This is a genomic window from Bradyrhizobium liaoningense (genome assembly GCF_018130955.1).
Lineage (GTDB): Bacteria > Pseudomonadota > Alphaproteobacteria > Rhizobiales > Xanthobacteraceae > Bradyrhizobium > Bradyrhizobium liaoningense_C.
Window position 1 is genome coordinate 103,974 of the sequence record NZ_JAFCJM010000006.1, and the last position, 16,399, is coordinate 120,372.

Sequence of the window (16,399 nt, forward strand, 5' to 3'; positions counted from 1 at the left end):
AATTGCGCATTGGGGTTCGATGCTCCGCATCGCCCCGGGATGACCGCTACGCGGTCACTTCTTGACCAGCGGGCAGTCGCTGGCCTCGAGCGGCTTGGCCGCGTCTTCAGGCGCGATGGTGGCGACCAGCTTGTAGTAGTCCCACGGGCCCTTCGACTCTTCCGGTTTCTTCACCTCGAACAGATAGGCCGGGATCAGGCGGCGGCCGTCGGCGCGCAGCGGGCCCTTGCCGAACAACGGATCGTCGGTCGGCAGCTCCTTCATCTTGGCGACCACCTTGGCACCGTCGCGCGGATTGCTGCCCAGCGCATCCATCGCCTTCAGGTAATGCAGGATCTCCGCATAGAGGCCCGCAACCGTCATCGACGGCATCGATCCCTTGGGCGAGACCTTCTGGAAGCGCTTCGACCATTCGCGGGTCCCATCGTTGAGATCCCAATAGAAGGATTCGGTGAAGGTCAGGCCCTGCGCGGTCTTCAGCCCGAGCGAGTGCACGTCGTTGATGAACAGCAGAAGTGCGGCGAGCTTCTGGCCGCCGGCGACGATGCCGAATTCGGCGGCCTGCTTGATCGCGTTGGTGGTGTCTCCGCCCGCGTTGGCAAGGCCGATGACCTTGGCTTTGGAGGACTGCGCCTGAAGCAGGAATGAGGAGAAGTCCGACGTATTGAGCGGATGCTTGACGCCGCCGAGCACCTTGCCTCCGGTGGCCGTAACGACGGAGCTGGTGTCGCGCTCAAGCGCATGGCCGAAGGCATAGTCTGCGGTCAGGAAGAACCAGCTGTCGCCGCCGGCTTTCGTCAGCGCCTTGCCGGTGCCGTTGGCGAGCATGTAGGTGTCATAAGTGAAGGACACGGTATTGGGTGTGCAGGCCTTGCCGGTGAGGTCGGCGGTGGCTGCGCCCGAATTGAGCAGCACCGAGTTCTTTTCCTTGACGAGGTTGCTCACCGCGAGCGCAACGCCGGAGCTCGGCGTGTCGGCGATTGCGTCGACCTTGTCGGCGTCGATCCATTGCCGGGCGATGTTGACGCCGATGTCAGGCTTGTTCTGGTGGTCGCCGCTGAGAACCTCGATGGTCCAGCCCTTCGCCTTCATGCCGGAATCTTCGACGGCCATCTTCACCGCAGCCACCGAGTTCGGGCCGCCGATATCGGCATAGAGGCTCGACATGTCGTTCAACACGCCGATCTTGATGGTCTTGTCTTGAGCGGAGGCCGAGGTGGCAAAGCCGAGGCCGGCACAGGTCAGGAGCGCGGCGTAGCGCCACGCGTGAGTCTTTTTCATTGTGTTTCCTCCAAACGTTGATGCCGGGACGACTCTCTTTGATGGAGCCTTTGACCTGCGGCGCGATCGGTTACGACCTAGCTGTTCCCGATAGCCTGTCCAAATGCTTGCGGCAATGCGCTAATCGTAGCGGTCCGGGATAGCGGTTAACTCTTCCGGTCGGCTGCCTGGCGCAATTTTCAGGAACCCGCGCATGTGGGCGGGCGGTCACACGACCAGTATGCGGACACCTACGCCGGCGGGCGGAAGCTCATCAGCGTCCGGGTCTTGTAGTCGTAGAACTTTCCGGTCTCGGTCCAATCCGGCGCGCACATCGGCACAATGAATTCGGCGACCTGTTCCGGGGTGTCCAACGTCGTCGGATCCTCGCCCGGCATCAGCGTGGCGCGCATGCGGGTGCGGATCGGGCCGGGGTTGAACAGGTTGATGCGCAGTTTGGTGCTTGCAGTCTCCTGCGCCCAGGCGCGCGCCAGCGTCTCCAGCGCGGCCTTGGAGGCGGCGTAGGGACCGACATAGGCGGTCGCCTTGTTGGCGGCGCCCGATGTGATGAATACCGCGCGGCCTGCATCGGACTGCTTCAGCAGCGGATCCATGCAGCGGATGAGCTGGAAGTTCGCGGAGACGTTGACCGCCATCACGTCGTTGAAGGTCTTGAGCTCGATATGGCCGAGCGGCGAGGAGGGGCCGAGCACGCCGGCATTGCCGATGAGGATATCGAGCTTGCCGTAACGTTCATGCAAGCCGGCGCCGAGCCGCGCGATGCCGTCGGAATCGGTGAGGTTGAGCGGCACCAGCGTCGCGCTGCCGCCGTCCTTGCGTATCTCGTCGTCGAGTTCCTCGAGCCCGCCCTGCGTGCGCGCGACCGCCACGATATGCGCGCCGGCTTTCGCGAGCGCGAGTGCGGTGGCGTAGCCGATGCCGCGCGAGGCGCCGGTGACGAGAGCGATGCGGTTGGCGAGGGGTTTTGTCATGGCGGGGTTTTACAGGCGTGGACGGCCGGGACAAGCCCCTACGCAACAGTCATTCCGGGCGCGGTCCGCAGGACCGAACCCGGAATCCAGAGCTTACAATACGAGATCGAGATCCCGGGTTCGATGCTTCGCATCGCCCCGGGATGACGGCTGCGCTGTCAGCTCGCCTCAGCCAGCAGCGACAATTGCCGCGGCTGCGGCTCGACCTGGGTCCGGTCGGTGAGGTGGGTCGGATAGGCGCCGGTGAAGCAGTGATCCGAGAATTTTGGATTGGCCGGATCGCGGCCGGGCTCGCCCATCGCGCGATACATGCCGTCGATCGACAGGAAGGCGAGCGAGTCCGCGCCGATGATCTCGCGCATCTCCTCCAGCGAATGGGTCGCAGCCAGGAGGCCGTCGCGATCGGGCAGGTCGATGCCGTAATAGTCGGGATAGAGGATCGGCGGCGAAGCGAGGCGGAAGTGCACCTCGGTCGCGCCGGCGTCGCGCATCATGCGCACGATCTTCTTCGAGGTCGTGCCGCGCACCAGCGAGTCGTCGATCAGGATGATGCGCTTGCCCTCGATCGCGGCGCGGTTTGCCGAGTGCTTCATGCGCACGCCGGATTCGCGGATCGCCTGCGTCGGCTGGATGAAGGTGCGCCCGACATAATGGTTGCGGATGATGCCAAGCTCGAACGGCACGCCGGAATGCTGGCTGTAGCCGACCGCGGCGGGCACGCCGGAATCCGGCACCGGCACCACGACGTCGACCGGCACGTGGCTCTCGCGCGCGAGCTGCGCGCCAAAGGCCTTGCGCACCTCGTAGACCGAGCGGCCGTGGACGATGGAATCCGGCCGCGAGAAGTAGATGTATTCGAAGATGCAGGGCCGCGGCGCCATCGGCGGGAACGGCTTGTGGATGTCCTGGCCGTTCTCGTCGAACACGATGACTTCGCCGGGCTCGATGTCGCGGACGAAGCGCGCGCCGATGATGTCGAGCGCGCAGGTCTCCGACGTCAGGATCGGGCAGCCGTCGAGATCGCCGAGCACCAGCGGGCGAATGCCGCGCGGATCGCGCGCGCCGATCAGCTTCTTGTTGGTCAGCGACACCAGCGCATAGGCGCCTTCGATGGCGCGCAGCGCATCGACATAACGTTCGATGAAGCGGCTGCGCTTGGATTGCGCGACCAGGTGCAGGATCACCTCGGTATCGGTGGTCGACTGCATCATCGCGCCGTTCCTGACGAGCTCGCGGCGCAGCGTCAGGCCGTTGGTGAGATTGCCGTTATGGGCGACGGCGAGGCCGCCGGCGTTCAGCTCGGCGAACAGCGGCTGCACGTTGCGCAAAATGGTGGCGCCCGTGGTGGAGTAGCGGACATGGCCGACCGCGACACTGCCGGGCAGGCGGTCGATCACCTCGCGGCGGGAGAAGGTGTCGCCGACGAGGCCGAGGCGGCGCTCGGAATGAAAGCGGTTGCCGTCGTAGGAGACGATGCCTGCGGCTTCTTGGCCGCGGTGCTGAAGGGCGTGAAGACCGAGGGCGGTGATGGCGGCGGCATCGGGATGGCCGTAGATGCCGAAGACGCCGCATTCCTCGCGGAGCGTATCCCCCTCCAGATCGTCCTGAAGCTCGATTGCGGCTGGGCCCAAGGACCCGTTCAAGTCGAGATTTAGCTGGGCGTTCCGGTCAGGGTTTTGCATCTCGTCCTTCTCGCCTCTGTTCGGGCTCAAATCAACGCGCCGCAGGTTTCTCGATCAGCTTCTTGAGGCTGTCACGAGCCGGTTTACTGTAGCCGTCGCTGCCGCCCGAAGGCTGCTGCTCGGAATCAGCTTGGTCATCATCTGGTTTGTTTTTCTTGAATCTCTTCAAGATGGTGTTCTCGGGGTCGTCCGGCAAGAGCGACTTGAGCCATTCTCCGGTCGAATCGAGCACCGTGCGGGACTTTGCGCCGCGGACCCAGTCCGGCTGCTGCTTGTCTGGAACCAGCCAGATGAAGAACTGGTAAGCGACCACAACGATCAGGAGGCCTCGGGCGAGGCCGAACAGGAACCCGAGCGTGCGGTCCAGCGCGCCGATCCGGGAATCCAGGATCATGTCGGAGATGCGCACCGTGATCACGGAGACCACGATCAGCGTGCCCACGAACACGCCGGCGACCACCACGACGCTCGCCACCGTGTCGTTGTTGAAATAGGTTTTTGCCGTCGGCAGCAGCTTCGAGAACGAGTACAGCGTGACGATGGCGGCTGCGCCCCAGGCCGCGATCGACAGGATTTCGCGCATGAAGCCGCGAACCAGGGCCAACAGGCCGGACACGAGCATGACGCCGAGCAGGATCAAATCGAGGATTGTAATCGGCATCGGCTGGTCTGGTCCGCTCGTACTCTCAAAGGCGTTTTGCGAATCGGCGTTCTGGCCGCCGCCCTAACTGACGGGCAGACGGCGGTCCCGGCAAGGCCGGAGCCACGCAATCCCATGCTGCTTTTGTGCCGGCTGTATAGCGGCGGGGGCGGGCAACGTCACCTCCACCTAGCCCTCTCCACGGCGGAATCTCGCGGGTGTGGCATTTTTCTCGGTCTGGGCGCCGGATTCGCCCCTGCGGGAGCCGCGGGCGGCAATCTCGGCCACCAGGGTGGTCAGGCTGCCGATGGCGTTCAGGGACAGCCCGGCGTCGCCGCCAGCCTCGCCCCGGGCCGATTCGGGCAGGATGGCGCGGCCGAAGCCGAGCTTTGCCGCCTCCTTCAGCCGTGCGGCGGTCTGGGCCACCGGCCGAACCACGCCGGAGAGCGAAATCTCGCCGAAATAGACGGCATCGGTCGGTAACGGCGCGTTTACCAAGGATGACACCAGGGCCGCTGCAGCGGCGAGGTCCGCCGCCGGCTCGTTGATGCGCAGGCCGCCGGCGACGTTCAGGTAGACATCGTGGCCGGACAGCTTGACCCCGCAATGGGCCTCCAGCACCGCCAGCACCATGGACAGCCGGCTCGGGTCCCAGCCGACCACCGCACGGCGCGGCGTGCCGAGCGAGGTGGGCGCCACCAGCGCCTGCAACTCCACCAGCACGGGCCGCGTGCCCTCGATGCCGGCAAACACCGCCGTGCCGGGGGTGCCGAGATCGCGCTCGGACAAGAACAGCTCGGATGGGTTGGTGACCTCGCGCAGGCCCAGGCCCGTCATCTCGAACACGCCGATCTCGTCGGTCGGACCGAAACGGTTCTTCACGGCGCGCAGGATGCGGAATTGCTGCGAGCCTTCGCCCTCGAACGACATCACCGCGTCGACCATGTGCTCGACGACGCGGGGGCCGGCGATCTGGCCGTCCTTGGTGACGTGGCCGACCAGGATGATGGCGGCGCCGGTCTTCTTGGCAAAACGGATCAGCGCCTGCGCCGAGGCACGCACCTGTGTCACCGTGCCGGGTGCGGATTCCACCGTGTCGGTCCACATGGTCTGGATGGAGTCAATCACGATCAGCCGGGGGACCGCACCCTCGGACAGCGTGGAGACGATGTCCTCGACCGACGTCTCGGCCGCAAGCTGCACCGGCGCATCCGACAGGCCGAGCCGCTCGGCGCGCAGCCGCACCTGCGCGATCGCCTCTTCGCCGGAGATATAGACGATGCGATGGCCGGCGCGCGCCAGCAGGCTGGTCGCCTGCGTCAGCAGCGTCGACTTGCCGATGCCGGGATCGCCGCCGACCAGCAGCACCGAACCGCGCACAAAACCGCCGCCGGTGACGCGGTCGAGCTCGGTCATCCCTGAGGACAGGCGCGGGGCATCCGGGCTCTTTCCGGAGAGGCTCTCCAGCGCAAACGTCCGGCCCTTGCGCTTGGAGCGGATCGACACCGGCACGCTGCCGCTCGTGTCCTCTTCGGCGAGCGTATTCCACTCGCCGCAGGACTCACACTTGCCCTGCCAGCGGTTATAGGCCGCGCCGCAGTTCTGGCAGACGAAGGAGAGGGTGCTTTTGGCCATCGGGGGTCTGTGCGCGAGTCGCGTTTTGTTCAGGTGTGCTGATAGCACGGATACACCGATTGTTAGCCGTAAGTCGGCGCACCGGGATCTGCTTTGCCAAATGTTAGCGGACGCGGGGCCAACCTCGGATCAATTCGGGGTGGCGAAAAAATGTCGAGGCTTTTGAGCGTTTTGATTGCCGCAGGGCTAGCCTGCGGTCTGCTCGCGTCGTCTGGCGGGGCGATGGCCGGCAGCGCCGAGCTCAAGGTCGTCTTCGTCAATCCCGGCAAGACCGGTGAGGTCTACTGGGACATGGTCTCCGGGACCATGAAGGCCGCCGGCCGCAAGCTCAACATGAATGTCGAGGTGCTCGTAGCCGAGCGCAACTTCCGCACCATGCAGGAGCTTGGCCTCAGTGTCGTTGCCCGTGCGGACAAGCCCGATTTCCTGATCCTGTCCAACGAGGAATCCGCGGCCGTGCCGGTCCTCGAAGCGGCGGAAGCCGCCGGGATCAAGACCCTGTTCTTGTCGAACACGCTGATCGGCGCTGATGCGGCCCGGCTCGGGCCGCCTCGCGCGAAGCTGAAGATGTGGCTCGGCGACATCACGACCGATCTGCAGACCGCCGGCACGCGCATGGCGAATGCGCTCATCGACGCTGCGCGCAGCGAAAAATGGCAGAGCCCGGACGGCAGGATCCACATCCTCGGCATCGGCGGCGACGAAATCACGCCGGCTTCGATCGCCCGCAATGCCGGGCTCGACCTTGCCGTGGCCGCAGCACCCGACGTGGTGGTCGACCGCATGCTGTTCGCCAACTGGACGCAGTCGGAGGCCGAGCAGGTCACCGCCAATTATCTGGGCTGGGCCGTGCGCAAGGGCATCCGTCCCGCAGGCGTGTGGGCCGGCAACGATCCGATGGCGCTTGGCGCCATCAAGGCGGCGGTGGCCGCCGGGCTCGAACCGGGCAAGGACCTTCAGATCGTCGGTCTCAACTGGTCGGAGGACGCGCTGCGCGAGATCAAGGCGGGGCGGATGCTCCTGACGGACGGCGGTCATTTCCTGCTCGGCGGCTGGTCGATGGTGCTGTTGCGCGACTACGCCGATGGCTGCGATTTCGGCGCCGTCTCGCCGCATGTGCAGGTCAAGACGTCGGCGATCACGCGCGACAATCTTGCCTCGGTCGACACCCTGATCAAGACCCGCGCCTTCGACCAGATCAACTTCGCGCGTTTCAGGGCCAAGGCCGGCGCTTGCGGCCAGTATGATTTCTCGATCGCCGCATTGATCGCCTCCATGTCGCCGAACGGCGTCCGGGCGTCGAACGAATGACGCAGGACGACGCGACAACCGGATCTGCGCCGCCCGCGCGCACCGCGGCGGTCGCGCCGCGCTCGGTCATCCGTTCGATGATCTGGGCGACCGTGCCTGCACTCCTGCTGGTGCAACTGCTCGCCTCGGCCGGCATCGAGGTGTCCAGCTTCCTGTCGCAGATGCGCCAGCTCGACGCCCGCATCGCCCGGGCGGCCGAAAGCCGCGCGCACCTCATTGCAGAACCGCTGTGGAAGCTGCGCTATGCGCAGGTCACCAACGTGCTCGGCGAGATCCTGCACGATGAGGCGATCTCGGCGGCGATCGTCTATGACGATACCGGCGCCGTCGTTGCCCGCGTGCCGGCACAGTCGGCAACATCAGGCACCGCCGTGGTGTCGCGCCCGATCGACTACAGCAATGGCAACATCACGGTCCAGGCCGGCCGCATCGCGATCGCCTATTCCTACGGTGCGATCTATGCGGAGACGGGCAAGGCGCTGGCGCGGCTCTTCGTCGCCGGCCTGCTCGCGACACTGGTGACGCTGCTTGCGATGCGGATCTCGGCCAACGCCTTCATCGGCAAGCCGCTTGCGGCGATGATGTCGGCGATCCAGCGCAGCAAGCGCGACGGCCGGGCCTATCAGGCCGACATCTCCTCGACCAACGAATTCGGGCAGTTGGCGCAGGCCTTCAACGCCATGCAGCACACGACGTCGGATGCGCTGGAGCAGCTCCGTCATCTCGCCTGGCACGATCCGCTGACGGGATTGCCGAACCGGAGGTCGCTGACCGAGCGGCTGGCGATCCTGGGCCGGACCGCGCGCACCCACGATGCGCTGATTTCCTTCTGCTTCATCGATCTCGACGATTTCAAGGGCATCAACGACACATTTGGCCATGACGCGGGTGACCGGTTCCTGGTGCACATCGCGGGTGTCTTGCGCGGTGCGGTCGATGAAAACGACTGGGTCGCCCGGCTCGGCGGCGACGAATTCGTCGTCATCCGCCCTGATGTCGCCGACGAGCAGGCCGCACACGCGTTCGCCGCGCGATTGCTGGAGGCCATCTCCGAGCCGATCCGGCTGCATGACAAGCAGGTGGTGCCGCGCGCCTCGATCGGGCTTGCGGTGCGCCGTGCCGACGATCCCGAACTGTCGCATCTTCCGGCGCTCGCCGACATCGCGCTCTACCACGCCAAGAGCAAGGCGCCCGGCACCATCGCGGTGCTCAACGAGGAGCTGCAGCGCGACTATCGCCGTCGCCGCGAGCTCGAGCTCGCGATCCCCGCCGGCTTTGCCGCGTGCGAGTTCGAGGTCTGGTATCAGAGCCAGGTCGATCTCGACACCAGCGAGGTGATCGGCCTCGAAGCGCTGATCCGCTGGCGTCATCCCGACCTTGGCGTCATTTCGCCCGCCGAGTTCCTGCCGCTGATCGAGCGCAGCGGCAACGCCTCGCGGCTCACCAATTATGTGCTGACCGACGCCTGTCACGCGCTCAACCGCCTTGCGGCCGCGGGCCGGCCGGAGATCCGCATCGCCATCAACCTGCCGCCGTCGGAGTTGGCGGACCAGTCCTTTGCCGACCACATGCAGGAGACCTGCGACCGTCTCGGTGTTGCGCCATCGTCGCTGGAGCTGGAGATCACGGAAGGCTCGCTGATCAACAACATCGCCAGCGCCTCCGAGACGCTGCGGCGGTTGCGTGCAATGGGAGCGACGATCGCGCTCGACGATTTCGGCACCGGCTACAGCTCGCTGGCGCATCTGCGGCGTTTTCCGCTCGACAAGGTCAAGATCGACAAGGCGTTCATCAGCGACATCCCCGACAGTGCCGAGGACAAGGCGATCGTCGGCGTCATCGCCTCGCTCGCCGGCACGCTGGACCTGACGCTGGTGGCCGAAGGTATCGAACGCGCCGAGCAGGCGCAGGCGATGACCGAGATGAGCGTGCGGTACGGGCAGGGCTATTTCTATCAGCGTCCGCAGCCGCTGGACGCAGTGCTCAAGCTGCTTGCGGACGGGCGGGCGGTTGCGGGCGGGACGTCCAGGGTGCTCGCGGTGAGCCCGTCCCTGGTGCCGGAATTGTGGGTGCCTGAACCGGCCGAGTGAGTGTATCCGGGCGCCTACGAATTTGTCGCGGACCACAGCAGCGACAGGCCCGCGGCCAGCATGATGCCGTCCATCACCAGGCGGAACACGTCAGGCTTCAGACGCAACACGAAGCGTTTTGCGATGAAAGCGCCGAACATCAGCGATGAGCCCGCGATCAGGCCTTTGACGAAGACATCGGCGGTCAGCGCGCCGAAGCGCTCGAAGGTCACTGACTTCGAGAAATAGAGCCCGAGCGAGGCGGCGGCTTCGGTTGCCAGGAAGGCGCCCTTGGTCAGGCCGTAAAACAGGAACAGCGGCACGCTGAGCGGGCCGGTCGAGACCACGATGCCGGTGAGATAGCCGATGATCGCGCCGCCGATCGCGAGATGCCAGAGGTTGGCTTTCAAATTGTGCCGCGCAAGCCAGTGCCGCACCGGCACCATGGCGATGAGAAAAATCCCGATCGCGAGATCGACCGCGCGCGAGGGCAGCGCGAGCAGGGTGCGTGCGCCGAGCGCGGCGGCCGGAATGCCCGTGACCGAATAGGCCGCGCAGGCCTTCCAGTCGACCTCGCGCCACCAGGCCAGGATGCGCGAGAAGTTCGCCATCACCGAGGCCACCGCCATGATCGGCACGGCCTGCTTCGGGCCGAACTCGTAGATCAAGACCGGCATCAGCATGATCGACGAGCCGGTCCCGACGATGCCGGAGATCGTGCCGGCGATCAGGCCGACGGTGAGGACGAAGAGGAAGGCCAAGGGGAGGGCTCCGGGAATCGGCCGAGTGTAGCCCAATCGGCGGGCCGGGCCTCCCCAGACGCCTCCCCGCGACGCTGCTGACAGCATGTTGGCAGCAGGCCTCGGCTACGACCATCTCCTGCCAATTGTTGGACGGAGGGACCAGATCATGCCGGTCGAGGGAAGCTGCCATTGCGGCGAGACGGTTTTTGAGGTCAGCGAGGCGCCGGAAGGCGTGACACGCTGTACCTGTTCGCTGTGCGCCAAGCGCGGTGCCCTGTGGGCTTATTACAAGCCGGCCCACTTCCGCCTGCTGTCGCCGCCGGAAAACGTCAAAACCTATCTCTGGGGCAGCCGTACCGTAAAACATCACTTTTGCGCGGGCTGCGGCTGCGGCACCTATTCGGAGTCGCCGGACTGGTCGACCGGCAAGCCCGACTTCGACAATCCGAAGGTTGCGGTGAACGCACGCCTGTTCGACGATTTCGATCTCGACGCGGTGCCGGTCAACATGATCGACGGCAAGAACCTCTGGTGAGAACGCAGCCTCGGACGTTGCCGGAGCGGCCTTGAGCAGCCAGGTGAAAGCTGATTTGTTGCTGCCATCAGGGAGCCGGTGGGAGAAGCCAATGATGCGCCTTCTGTTCCAGACGATGTTCGCGGTCTGCCTCGCAGGTGCCGCGTGCTTCAACGCTGCGCACGCCCAGTCGAAGCCGAAGGTCACGACGCTGGGGCCGGACTTCCCCAAGGCGGTGATGTTCGTCGGAAACAGCTTCTTCTATTATAATAACGGCCTGCCCGGGCACGTCACATACCTCGAGAGGGCTAACGATCCCGCCAACAAGGCGAGCTACCGCAACACCATGGTGACGATCGGCGGCTCCGGCCTCGACTGGCACGACATGGAGAATCTGCTGCGACCCAACGGCATCGGCGCCTATTCCTTCGACGAGCAGAACAACGTTGTCTTCAACAAGCCCGGCAAGCAGTACGAAGCCGTCGTCATGATGGACTGCAGCCAGTGCCCGATCCACCCGCAATTGAAGGGCGCGTTCACCGAGTTCGCGAAGAAGGACAGCGCGATCGTCCGCGCCCACGAGATGCGGCCGGTGCTCTTCATGTCCTGGGCCTATGCCGACAAGCCGGAAATGACGGCCGAGCTGGCCGAGGCCTATACGGTCGCCGGCAACGACAACGATGTGCTGGTGATCCCCGCGGGCCTTGCCTTCGCGCGCGTGCGACAACTTCAGCCGGAGCTCAATTTGTATGCGCCGGACAAGCGGCACCCGAGCGCCGCCGGAACGTATCTGGCGAGCTGCGTGACCTATGCCGCGCTGACGGGGCGTTCGCCCGTCGGCAACTCCTATAACGTCGCCCTGGATTCGGAGACCGTGCAACTCCTGCAGAAGGCGGCCTGGGACACGGTGCAGGAGTATTACGCGCGTTAATTCGTAGGCTGATTAGTCATCGGGCCGCGCGTTGTGCGGGCCCGTTGGCTAACCCACCCAACGGCATCAACGCTGTCTCAGCACGATCCACGCCGGTGCGTGATCGCTGGCGCCGTCCTCGCCGCGAATGGCCTTGTCGACGCCGGCCTTGATAAGTCGTGGGCCAAGCGCCGGGCTGAGCAGGAGATGGTCGAGCCGCAGGCCCGCGTCGCGCGGCCAGCGGTTCCGCTTGTAGTCCCAGAATGTGTAGATGCGTTTTTCCGGATGAGCCTCGCGGATCGCATCGCACCAGCCCTGCGCAACGAGTGAAGCGTAGGCCGCGCGACTCTTCGGCTGGATCAGCGCATCCTTGTCCCATGAGCGGGTCGGATAGATGTCGAGCGGCGTCGGCGCGACATTGTAGTCGCCGGCGAGCACGACCGGCAGGTCCTGCTTGATGAACGTTCTTGCGTGGCGCTTCAGCCGCGCGAACCAGGCGAGCTTATGGTCGAATTTCGGTCCCGGCTGCGGGTTGCCGTTCGGCAGGTAAATGCTGGTGACGATGACGCCGCGCACGGCGGCTTCAATGTAGCGCGCCTCATGATCGCTGCGGTCGCCGGGCAGTTCGGCGCGGGTCAGGATCGGCTCGGCGTTGCGCGCGAGAATGGCGACGCCGTTCCAGGTCTTTTGGCCGCGCCACACCGCGCCGTAACCGGCCTTCTCAATCGCGGCATGCGGGAATTCGGCGTCGGCCGCTTTCAATTCCTGGAGCGCGACGACGTCAGGCCTGGCTGCGCGCAGCCAGCGCAACAGATTGGGCAGGCGGCGATTGATATTGTTGATGTTGAATGTTGCGACCTTCATGGGATGCGCATCGCTCGCGCCAGCCTGCAAGAACGTGGTCGACGGGATGAAGGGGTAGGCGCGATCAGGTCGGCAGCGGCGGCGGGTTCGTCGGCTGCTCCACCGGCGGTGGTGGAGGCGGCTGCTCGGCCACAGGCGGCTCGGTTGCCGCGGGCGGTGGCGCGACGGCGGGCTGATCGAGCGGCTCCGCATTGCCGCCCTTGTAAACGCGCGCAAAGCGGCGGCCGAGACTGGTCAGCACCTCATAGCCGATAGTGCCGAAATGATGCGCGAGCTCGTCGACGGTGATGCCTTCGCCGAGCAGCGTCACCATGTGGCCGCGACGTGCGGCGTTCGGCGGCAGATCGGTGATGTCGATCGCGGTCAGGTCCATCGAGACGCGGCCTGCGACCGGGCAGCGCTTGCCAGCGACGATGACCTCGGCGCCGCGGGTGCCGTCATTGGCGCTCGCGGCGCGGAAATAGCCGTCGGCATAGCCCGAGGCGATGATCGCTAGCCTGGTCGGGCGGCGCGCGGTCCAGGTGCCGCCATAGCCGACGGTCTCGCCGCGCTCGACATTGCGGATCTGAACGATGCGGGCCTTGAGATCGACGACTGGTAGCATCGGGTTGTCGGCTTCCGGCGTCGGATTGACACCGTAGAGCGCGGCCCCCGGCCGCACCATGTCGAACTGGAACGACGCGCCGAGGAAGACGCCGGAGGAATTGGCGAGGGAGGCCGGCACGCCGGCGAACTCGCTGGCGATGCCGCGGAAAGCCGCGAGCTGTCTTGCGTTCACGGTGCTGTTGAGCTGCTCGGCCGCGACGAGATGGCTCATGGCCAGCGTGATGCCGTGGTCGCCGGCATTGATGCGCGGGATGATCGCCTGCGCCTCTTGCAGCGTCAGGCCCAGCCGGTTCATGCCGGTGTCGATATGAACAGCGGCGCCGCCGGACCAGCCGGTGCGGCGGCAAAACACGTCCCATTCGGCGAGCTCGTTGAGGTCGCCGATCACGGGACGGCAGTCGATCTTGGCGTAATGCTCGCCGGTGTTCTGGAAATAGCCGCCGAGCACGTAGATGGTCGACGTCGGCACGGCGGCGCGCGCCGCGCGCGCTTCCTCCAGATTGGCGACGAAGAAGGTCCTGCAGCCGGCCTTGTTGAGCGCGCGGGCGACCGGCTCGATGCCGCAGCCATAGGCGTTGGCCTTGACCACGGCGGCGCATTCGGCCGGCACCGCGGTCTTCTCCAGCTTGCGCCAATTGGCGATGATCGCGTCGAGGTCGATCGTGAGCACGCCGCCGAAGGCTGCGAGCGCGGCCGCCTGATTGGCCTCCGCCGACAACAGGTCGGCCTGCGGGATGGTTTTCGGGTCGGACGCGATGTTCATGCCGCCGTTTTACGCGTCGGAGCGGCGGCGTTCAACCCGTGGAAAAGCTCAGTAACTGCGATCCGGCAGATGACCGTCATGGGTGAGGTCGCCGAAGCGGGTGACCGAGGAGTCGAAGTGCAGCTCGACCGTGCCGGTCGGGCCATGGCGCTGCTTGCCGATGATGACTTCGGCCTTGCCGAGCGCGCGCTCCATGTCGGTCTGCCACTTGGTGTGCTCCTCGGTGCCGGGGCGCGGCTCCTTCATCGCGAGGTAGTACTCCTCGCGGAACACGAATAGCACGACGTCGGCGTCCTGCTCGATCGAGCCGGATTCGCGAAGGTCGGAGAGTTGCGGCCGTTTGTCGTCGCGGGATTCGACCTGACGCGAAAGCTGCGACAGCGCGATGATGGGAACGCTCAGCTCCTTGGCCAGCGCCTTGAGGCTGGTGGTGATCTCGGTGATTTCCTGCACGCGGCTGTCGCTGGAGCGCTTGCCCGAGCCCGAGAGCAGCTGGATGTAGTCGATGACGATGAGGTCGAGGCCCTTCTGCCGCTTCAACCGGCGTGCGCGCGCCATGAGCTGGGCTATCGAGAGACCGCCGGTCTCGTCGACATAGAAGGGCAGCGACTGCAGTTCGATCGAGACTTCGCGGATCTTTTCGAAGTCGGCCTCCGAGATGCCGCCGCGGCGGATCGAGGAGGAGGGGATGCCGGTGCGCTCGGCCACGATACGGGTGGCGAGCTGGTCGGCCGACATTTCGCAGGAGAAGAAGCCGACGACGCCGCCATTGATAGCTTTTGAGGTGCCGTCGGCCTGCAATTCGGGAACATAGGCTTGGGCAACGTTGTAGGCGATGTTGGTGGCAAGCGAGGTCTTGCCCATGCCCGGGCGGCCGGCGACGATGATCAGGTCGGAGTGCTGCAGACCGCCCATCTTGGTGTCGAGATCGCGCAGGCCCGTCGAGATGCCCGACAGCTTTCCGTCGCGCTGGAACGCCTTGGCCGCGAGGTCGACGGCGATCGTCAGCGCCTGCGAGAATTTCTGGAAGCCGCCGTCATAGCGGCCGGATTCGGCGAGCTCATAGAGCTTGCGCTCGGCGTCCTCGATCTGCGCGCGCGGCGCAAAGTCCACGGGGGCATCATAGGCGACATTGACCATGTCCTCGCCGATGCCGATCAGGTCGCGCCGCAATGAAAGGTCGTAGATGGTGCGACCATAGTCCTGCGCGTTGATGATGGTGGTGGCTTCGGCGGCGAGCCGCGCAAGATATTGCCCGATGGTCATGCCGCCGACGTCGGTATCGGCCGGCAGGAACGTCTTCAGGGTCACCGGGGTCGCAATCTTGCCCATCCGAATCAGGCTGGCGGCGGTCTCGTAGATGGTCTGGTGCAGCGGCTCGAAGTAATGCTTCGGCTCGAGGAAGTCCGAGACCCGGTAGAAGGCGTCATTATTGACGAGGATCGCACCCAAAAGGCTCTGTTCCGCCTCGATATTGTGCGGCGCGCTCCGGTAGGCGGGAGTTCCGGGATCGGGCGCGAGTTTGAGGACGGTCGAATCGGTCAGGGCCATGGCGGGAGCGTGCTTAGCAAAGTTTTATGGGCAATGCGGGGCGGCGATAAAGCGCCGCCTGCATGCAAAGCGAAAGCGAAAGCTCGCCGCTATCAACCGCTCAGTAAAAAATGGTGGATGATTAGCGGTTGCAGCACGCGCGATGCTTGACGGAATTTTGCGGAATTGGGCCTGCGGCCTTGATCCCGCTCAAGCCGCGCCACGGAAAGATCCGGATGCTGTGAACCTAATATGTCGGCGCGCAGACTTATTTGAAGGCGCGCCGCTGGGATCGCCGGCCTGCCTTCGGCTCCGGATCCGGGTTCAGATGAGCAGAAGGTAGACCAGCGCAACCAGGGCAGCGCCGACGCCGGTGAGGATCAGGGCGTAGTCGGTGCGGAGGTCGTCCTGCACATCGAAGGAGGTTTGGGTCTTCTTGGTCATGGGCAGAGGTCTAGGACAAAGACGACCGGCCTAATGTGAAGCAGATCACAGACGTCAGTTTTCTTTGGGTATCTTTTAGGCGGAACGGAAAAGGCGGTCCGGGTGTTGGTCCGGGCAAACCGCCAAGAGGCGACAAGAGGCGAGGCGAAACAGGCGATGCGGCAGGAACTCCAGATATGGCGAAGCGACGCAGGCAGCCGCCTCTGGCTGTCGGCGCTGGTCGCTGCCATGGAGGAGGCTGCGCAGCCCGAAATCCGCCGCCAGGGCGTTCCGGCCGAGACCATTGCGCAGCTTCGCGTGCAGCTCGCCCTTCCGGCCTCGCTGCGACTCTACCAGGCGGCGGCTTCACACCTCCGCCACTAGACCCTTTTCCGTTCCGATGGAATCGGAACGGGGCTCTAGATTCTTGTTTTGACGCGTTTTCTTGACGCGAACC

At 65.2% G+C, this 16,399-nt stretch carries 14 protein-coding genes; 5 read left to right on the top strand and 9 right to left on the bottom strand.

Annotation, left to right across the window (positions count from 1 at the left end):
• Positions 1 to 54: 54 nt before the first annotated feature.
• The 5 genes from JQ632_RS07155 to radA form a co-directional block, all read right to left on the bottom strand.
• Positions 55 to 1,281 carry an ABC transporter substrate-binding protein gene (locus JQ632_RS07155; RefSeq protein ID WP_212401583.1) on the bottom strand — a complete coding sequence of 409 codons (1,227 nt, stop codon included), beginning with the start codon at positions 1,279 to 1,281 and terminating at the stop codon, positions 55 to 57.
• A gap of 230 nt (positions 1,282 to 1,511) precedes the next feature.
• Entirely contained in the window at positions 1,512 to 2,252 is a 741-nt protein-coding gene (locus tag JQ632_RS07160; RefSeq protein ID WP_212401584.1) for an SDR family NAD(P)-dependent oxidoreductase, read from the bottom strand.
• Between the two features lie 158 nt (positions 2,253 to 2,410).
• Positions 2,411 to 3,934: an amidophosphoribosyltransferase gene (purF, locus tag JQ632_RS07165; protein ID WP_212401585.1), complete on the bottom strand. Its 1,524-nt coding sequence runs from the start codon at positions 3,932 to 3,934 to the stop codon at positions 2,411 to 2,413.
• A gap of 31 nt (positions 3,935 to 3,965) precedes the next feature.
• The gene (locus tag JQ632_RS07170) at positions 3,966 to 4,595 is read right to left on the bottom strand and encodes a CvpA family protein (RefSeq protein WP_212401586.1); all 630 of its coding nucleotides are present in this window, start codon (positions 4,593 to 4,595) and stop codon (positions 3,966 to 3,968) included.
• Between the two features lie 168 nt (positions 4,596 to 4,763).
• Positions 4,764 to 6,209 (bottom strand): DNA repair protein RadA, encoded by a 1,446-nt coding sequence (gene radA, locus JQ632_RS07175; RefSeq protein ID WP_212401587.1) that lies wholly within the window; start codon positions 6,207 to 6,209, stop codon positions 4,764 to 4,766.
• Between the two features lie 150 nt (positions 6,210 to 6,359).
• On the opposite strand from radA, the gene JQ632_RS07180 reads away from it, so the two are divergent.
• Together JQ632_RS07180 and JQ632_RS07185 are read left to right on the top strand one after the other, a co-directional pair.
• Entirely contained in the window at positions 6,360 to 7,520 is a 1,161-nt protein-coding gene (locus JQ632_RS07180) for an ABC transporter substrate-binding protein (protein WP_212401588.1), read from the top strand.
• The gene (locus JQ632_RS07185; RefSeq protein WP_212401589.1) at positions 7,517 to 9,610 is read left to right on the top strand and encodes a bifunctional diguanylate cyclase/phosphodiesterase; all 2,094 of its coding nucleotides are present in this window, start codon (positions 7,517 to 7,519) and stop codon (positions 9,608 to 9,610) included. Before JQ632_RS07180 ends, JQ632_RS07185 begins: the two co-directional genes overlap by 4 nt.
• Before the next feature lie 14 nt (positions 9,611 to 9,624).
• On the opposite strand, the gene JQ632_RS07190 is transcribed toward JQ632_RS07185, so the two are convergent.
• On the bottom strand, positions 9,625 to 10,350 hold the full coding sequence (locus tag JQ632_RS07190) for a sulfite exporter TauE/SafE family protein (protein WP_212401590.1): 726 nt from the start codon (positions 10,348 to 10,350) through the stop codon (positions 9,625 to 9,627).
• A 148-nt stretch (positions 10,351 to 10,498) separates the two neighbouring features.
• On the opposite strand from JQ632_RS07190, the gene JQ632_RS07195 reads away from it, so the two are divergent.
• A complete protein-coding gene (locus JQ632_RS07195; RefSeq protein WP_212401694.1) occupies positions 10,499 to 10,867 on the top strand; it encodes a GFA family protein in 369 nt (122 codons plus the stop codon).
• 91 nt (positions 10,868 to 10,958) lie between these two features.
• A complete protein-coding gene (locus JQ632_RS07200; RefSeq protein ID WP_212401591.1) occupies positions 10,959 to 11,777 on the top strand; it encodes a DUF4886 domain-containing protein in 819 nt (272 codons plus the stop codon).
• A 66-nt stretch (positions 11,778 to 11,843) separates the two neighbouring features.
• Here the strand turns inward: JQ632_RS07200 and JQ632_RS07205 are convergent, their stop codons facing one another.
• From JQ632_RS07205 to JQ632_RS07215, 3 genes are all read right to left on the bottom strand, one after another.
• Positions 11,844 to 12,620, bottom strand: coding sequence for an exodeoxyribonuclease III (locus tag JQ632_RS07205; RefSeq protein ID WP_212401592.1), 777 nt, complete (start codon positions 12,618 to 12,620; stop codon positions 11,844 to 11,846).
• 64 nt (positions 12,621 to 12,684) lie between these two features.
• Positions 12,685 to 13,983, bottom strand: coding sequence for an alanine racemase (gene alr, locus JQ632_RS07210; RefSeq protein WP_312015579.1), 1,299 nt, complete (start codon positions 13,981 to 13,983; stop codon positions 12,685 to 12,687).
• Between the two features lie 54 nt (positions 13,984 to 14,037).
• A complete protein-coding gene (locus tag JQ632_RS07215; protein ID WP_212401594.1) occupies positions 14,038 to 15,540 on the bottom strand; it encodes a replicative DNA helicase in 1,503 nt (500 codons plus the stop codon).
• Between the two features lie 579 nt (positions 15,541 to 16,119).
• Between JQ632_RS07215 and JQ632_RS07220 the strand changes: the two genes are divergently transcribed.
• Positions 16,120 to 16,326: a transcriptional regulator gene (locus tag JQ632_RS07220; RefSeq protein WP_212401595.1), complete on the top strand. Its 207-nt coding sequence runs from the start codon at positions 16,120 to 16,122 to the stop codon at positions 16,324 to 16,326.
• Positions 16,327 to 16,399 lie beyond the last annotated feature (73 nt).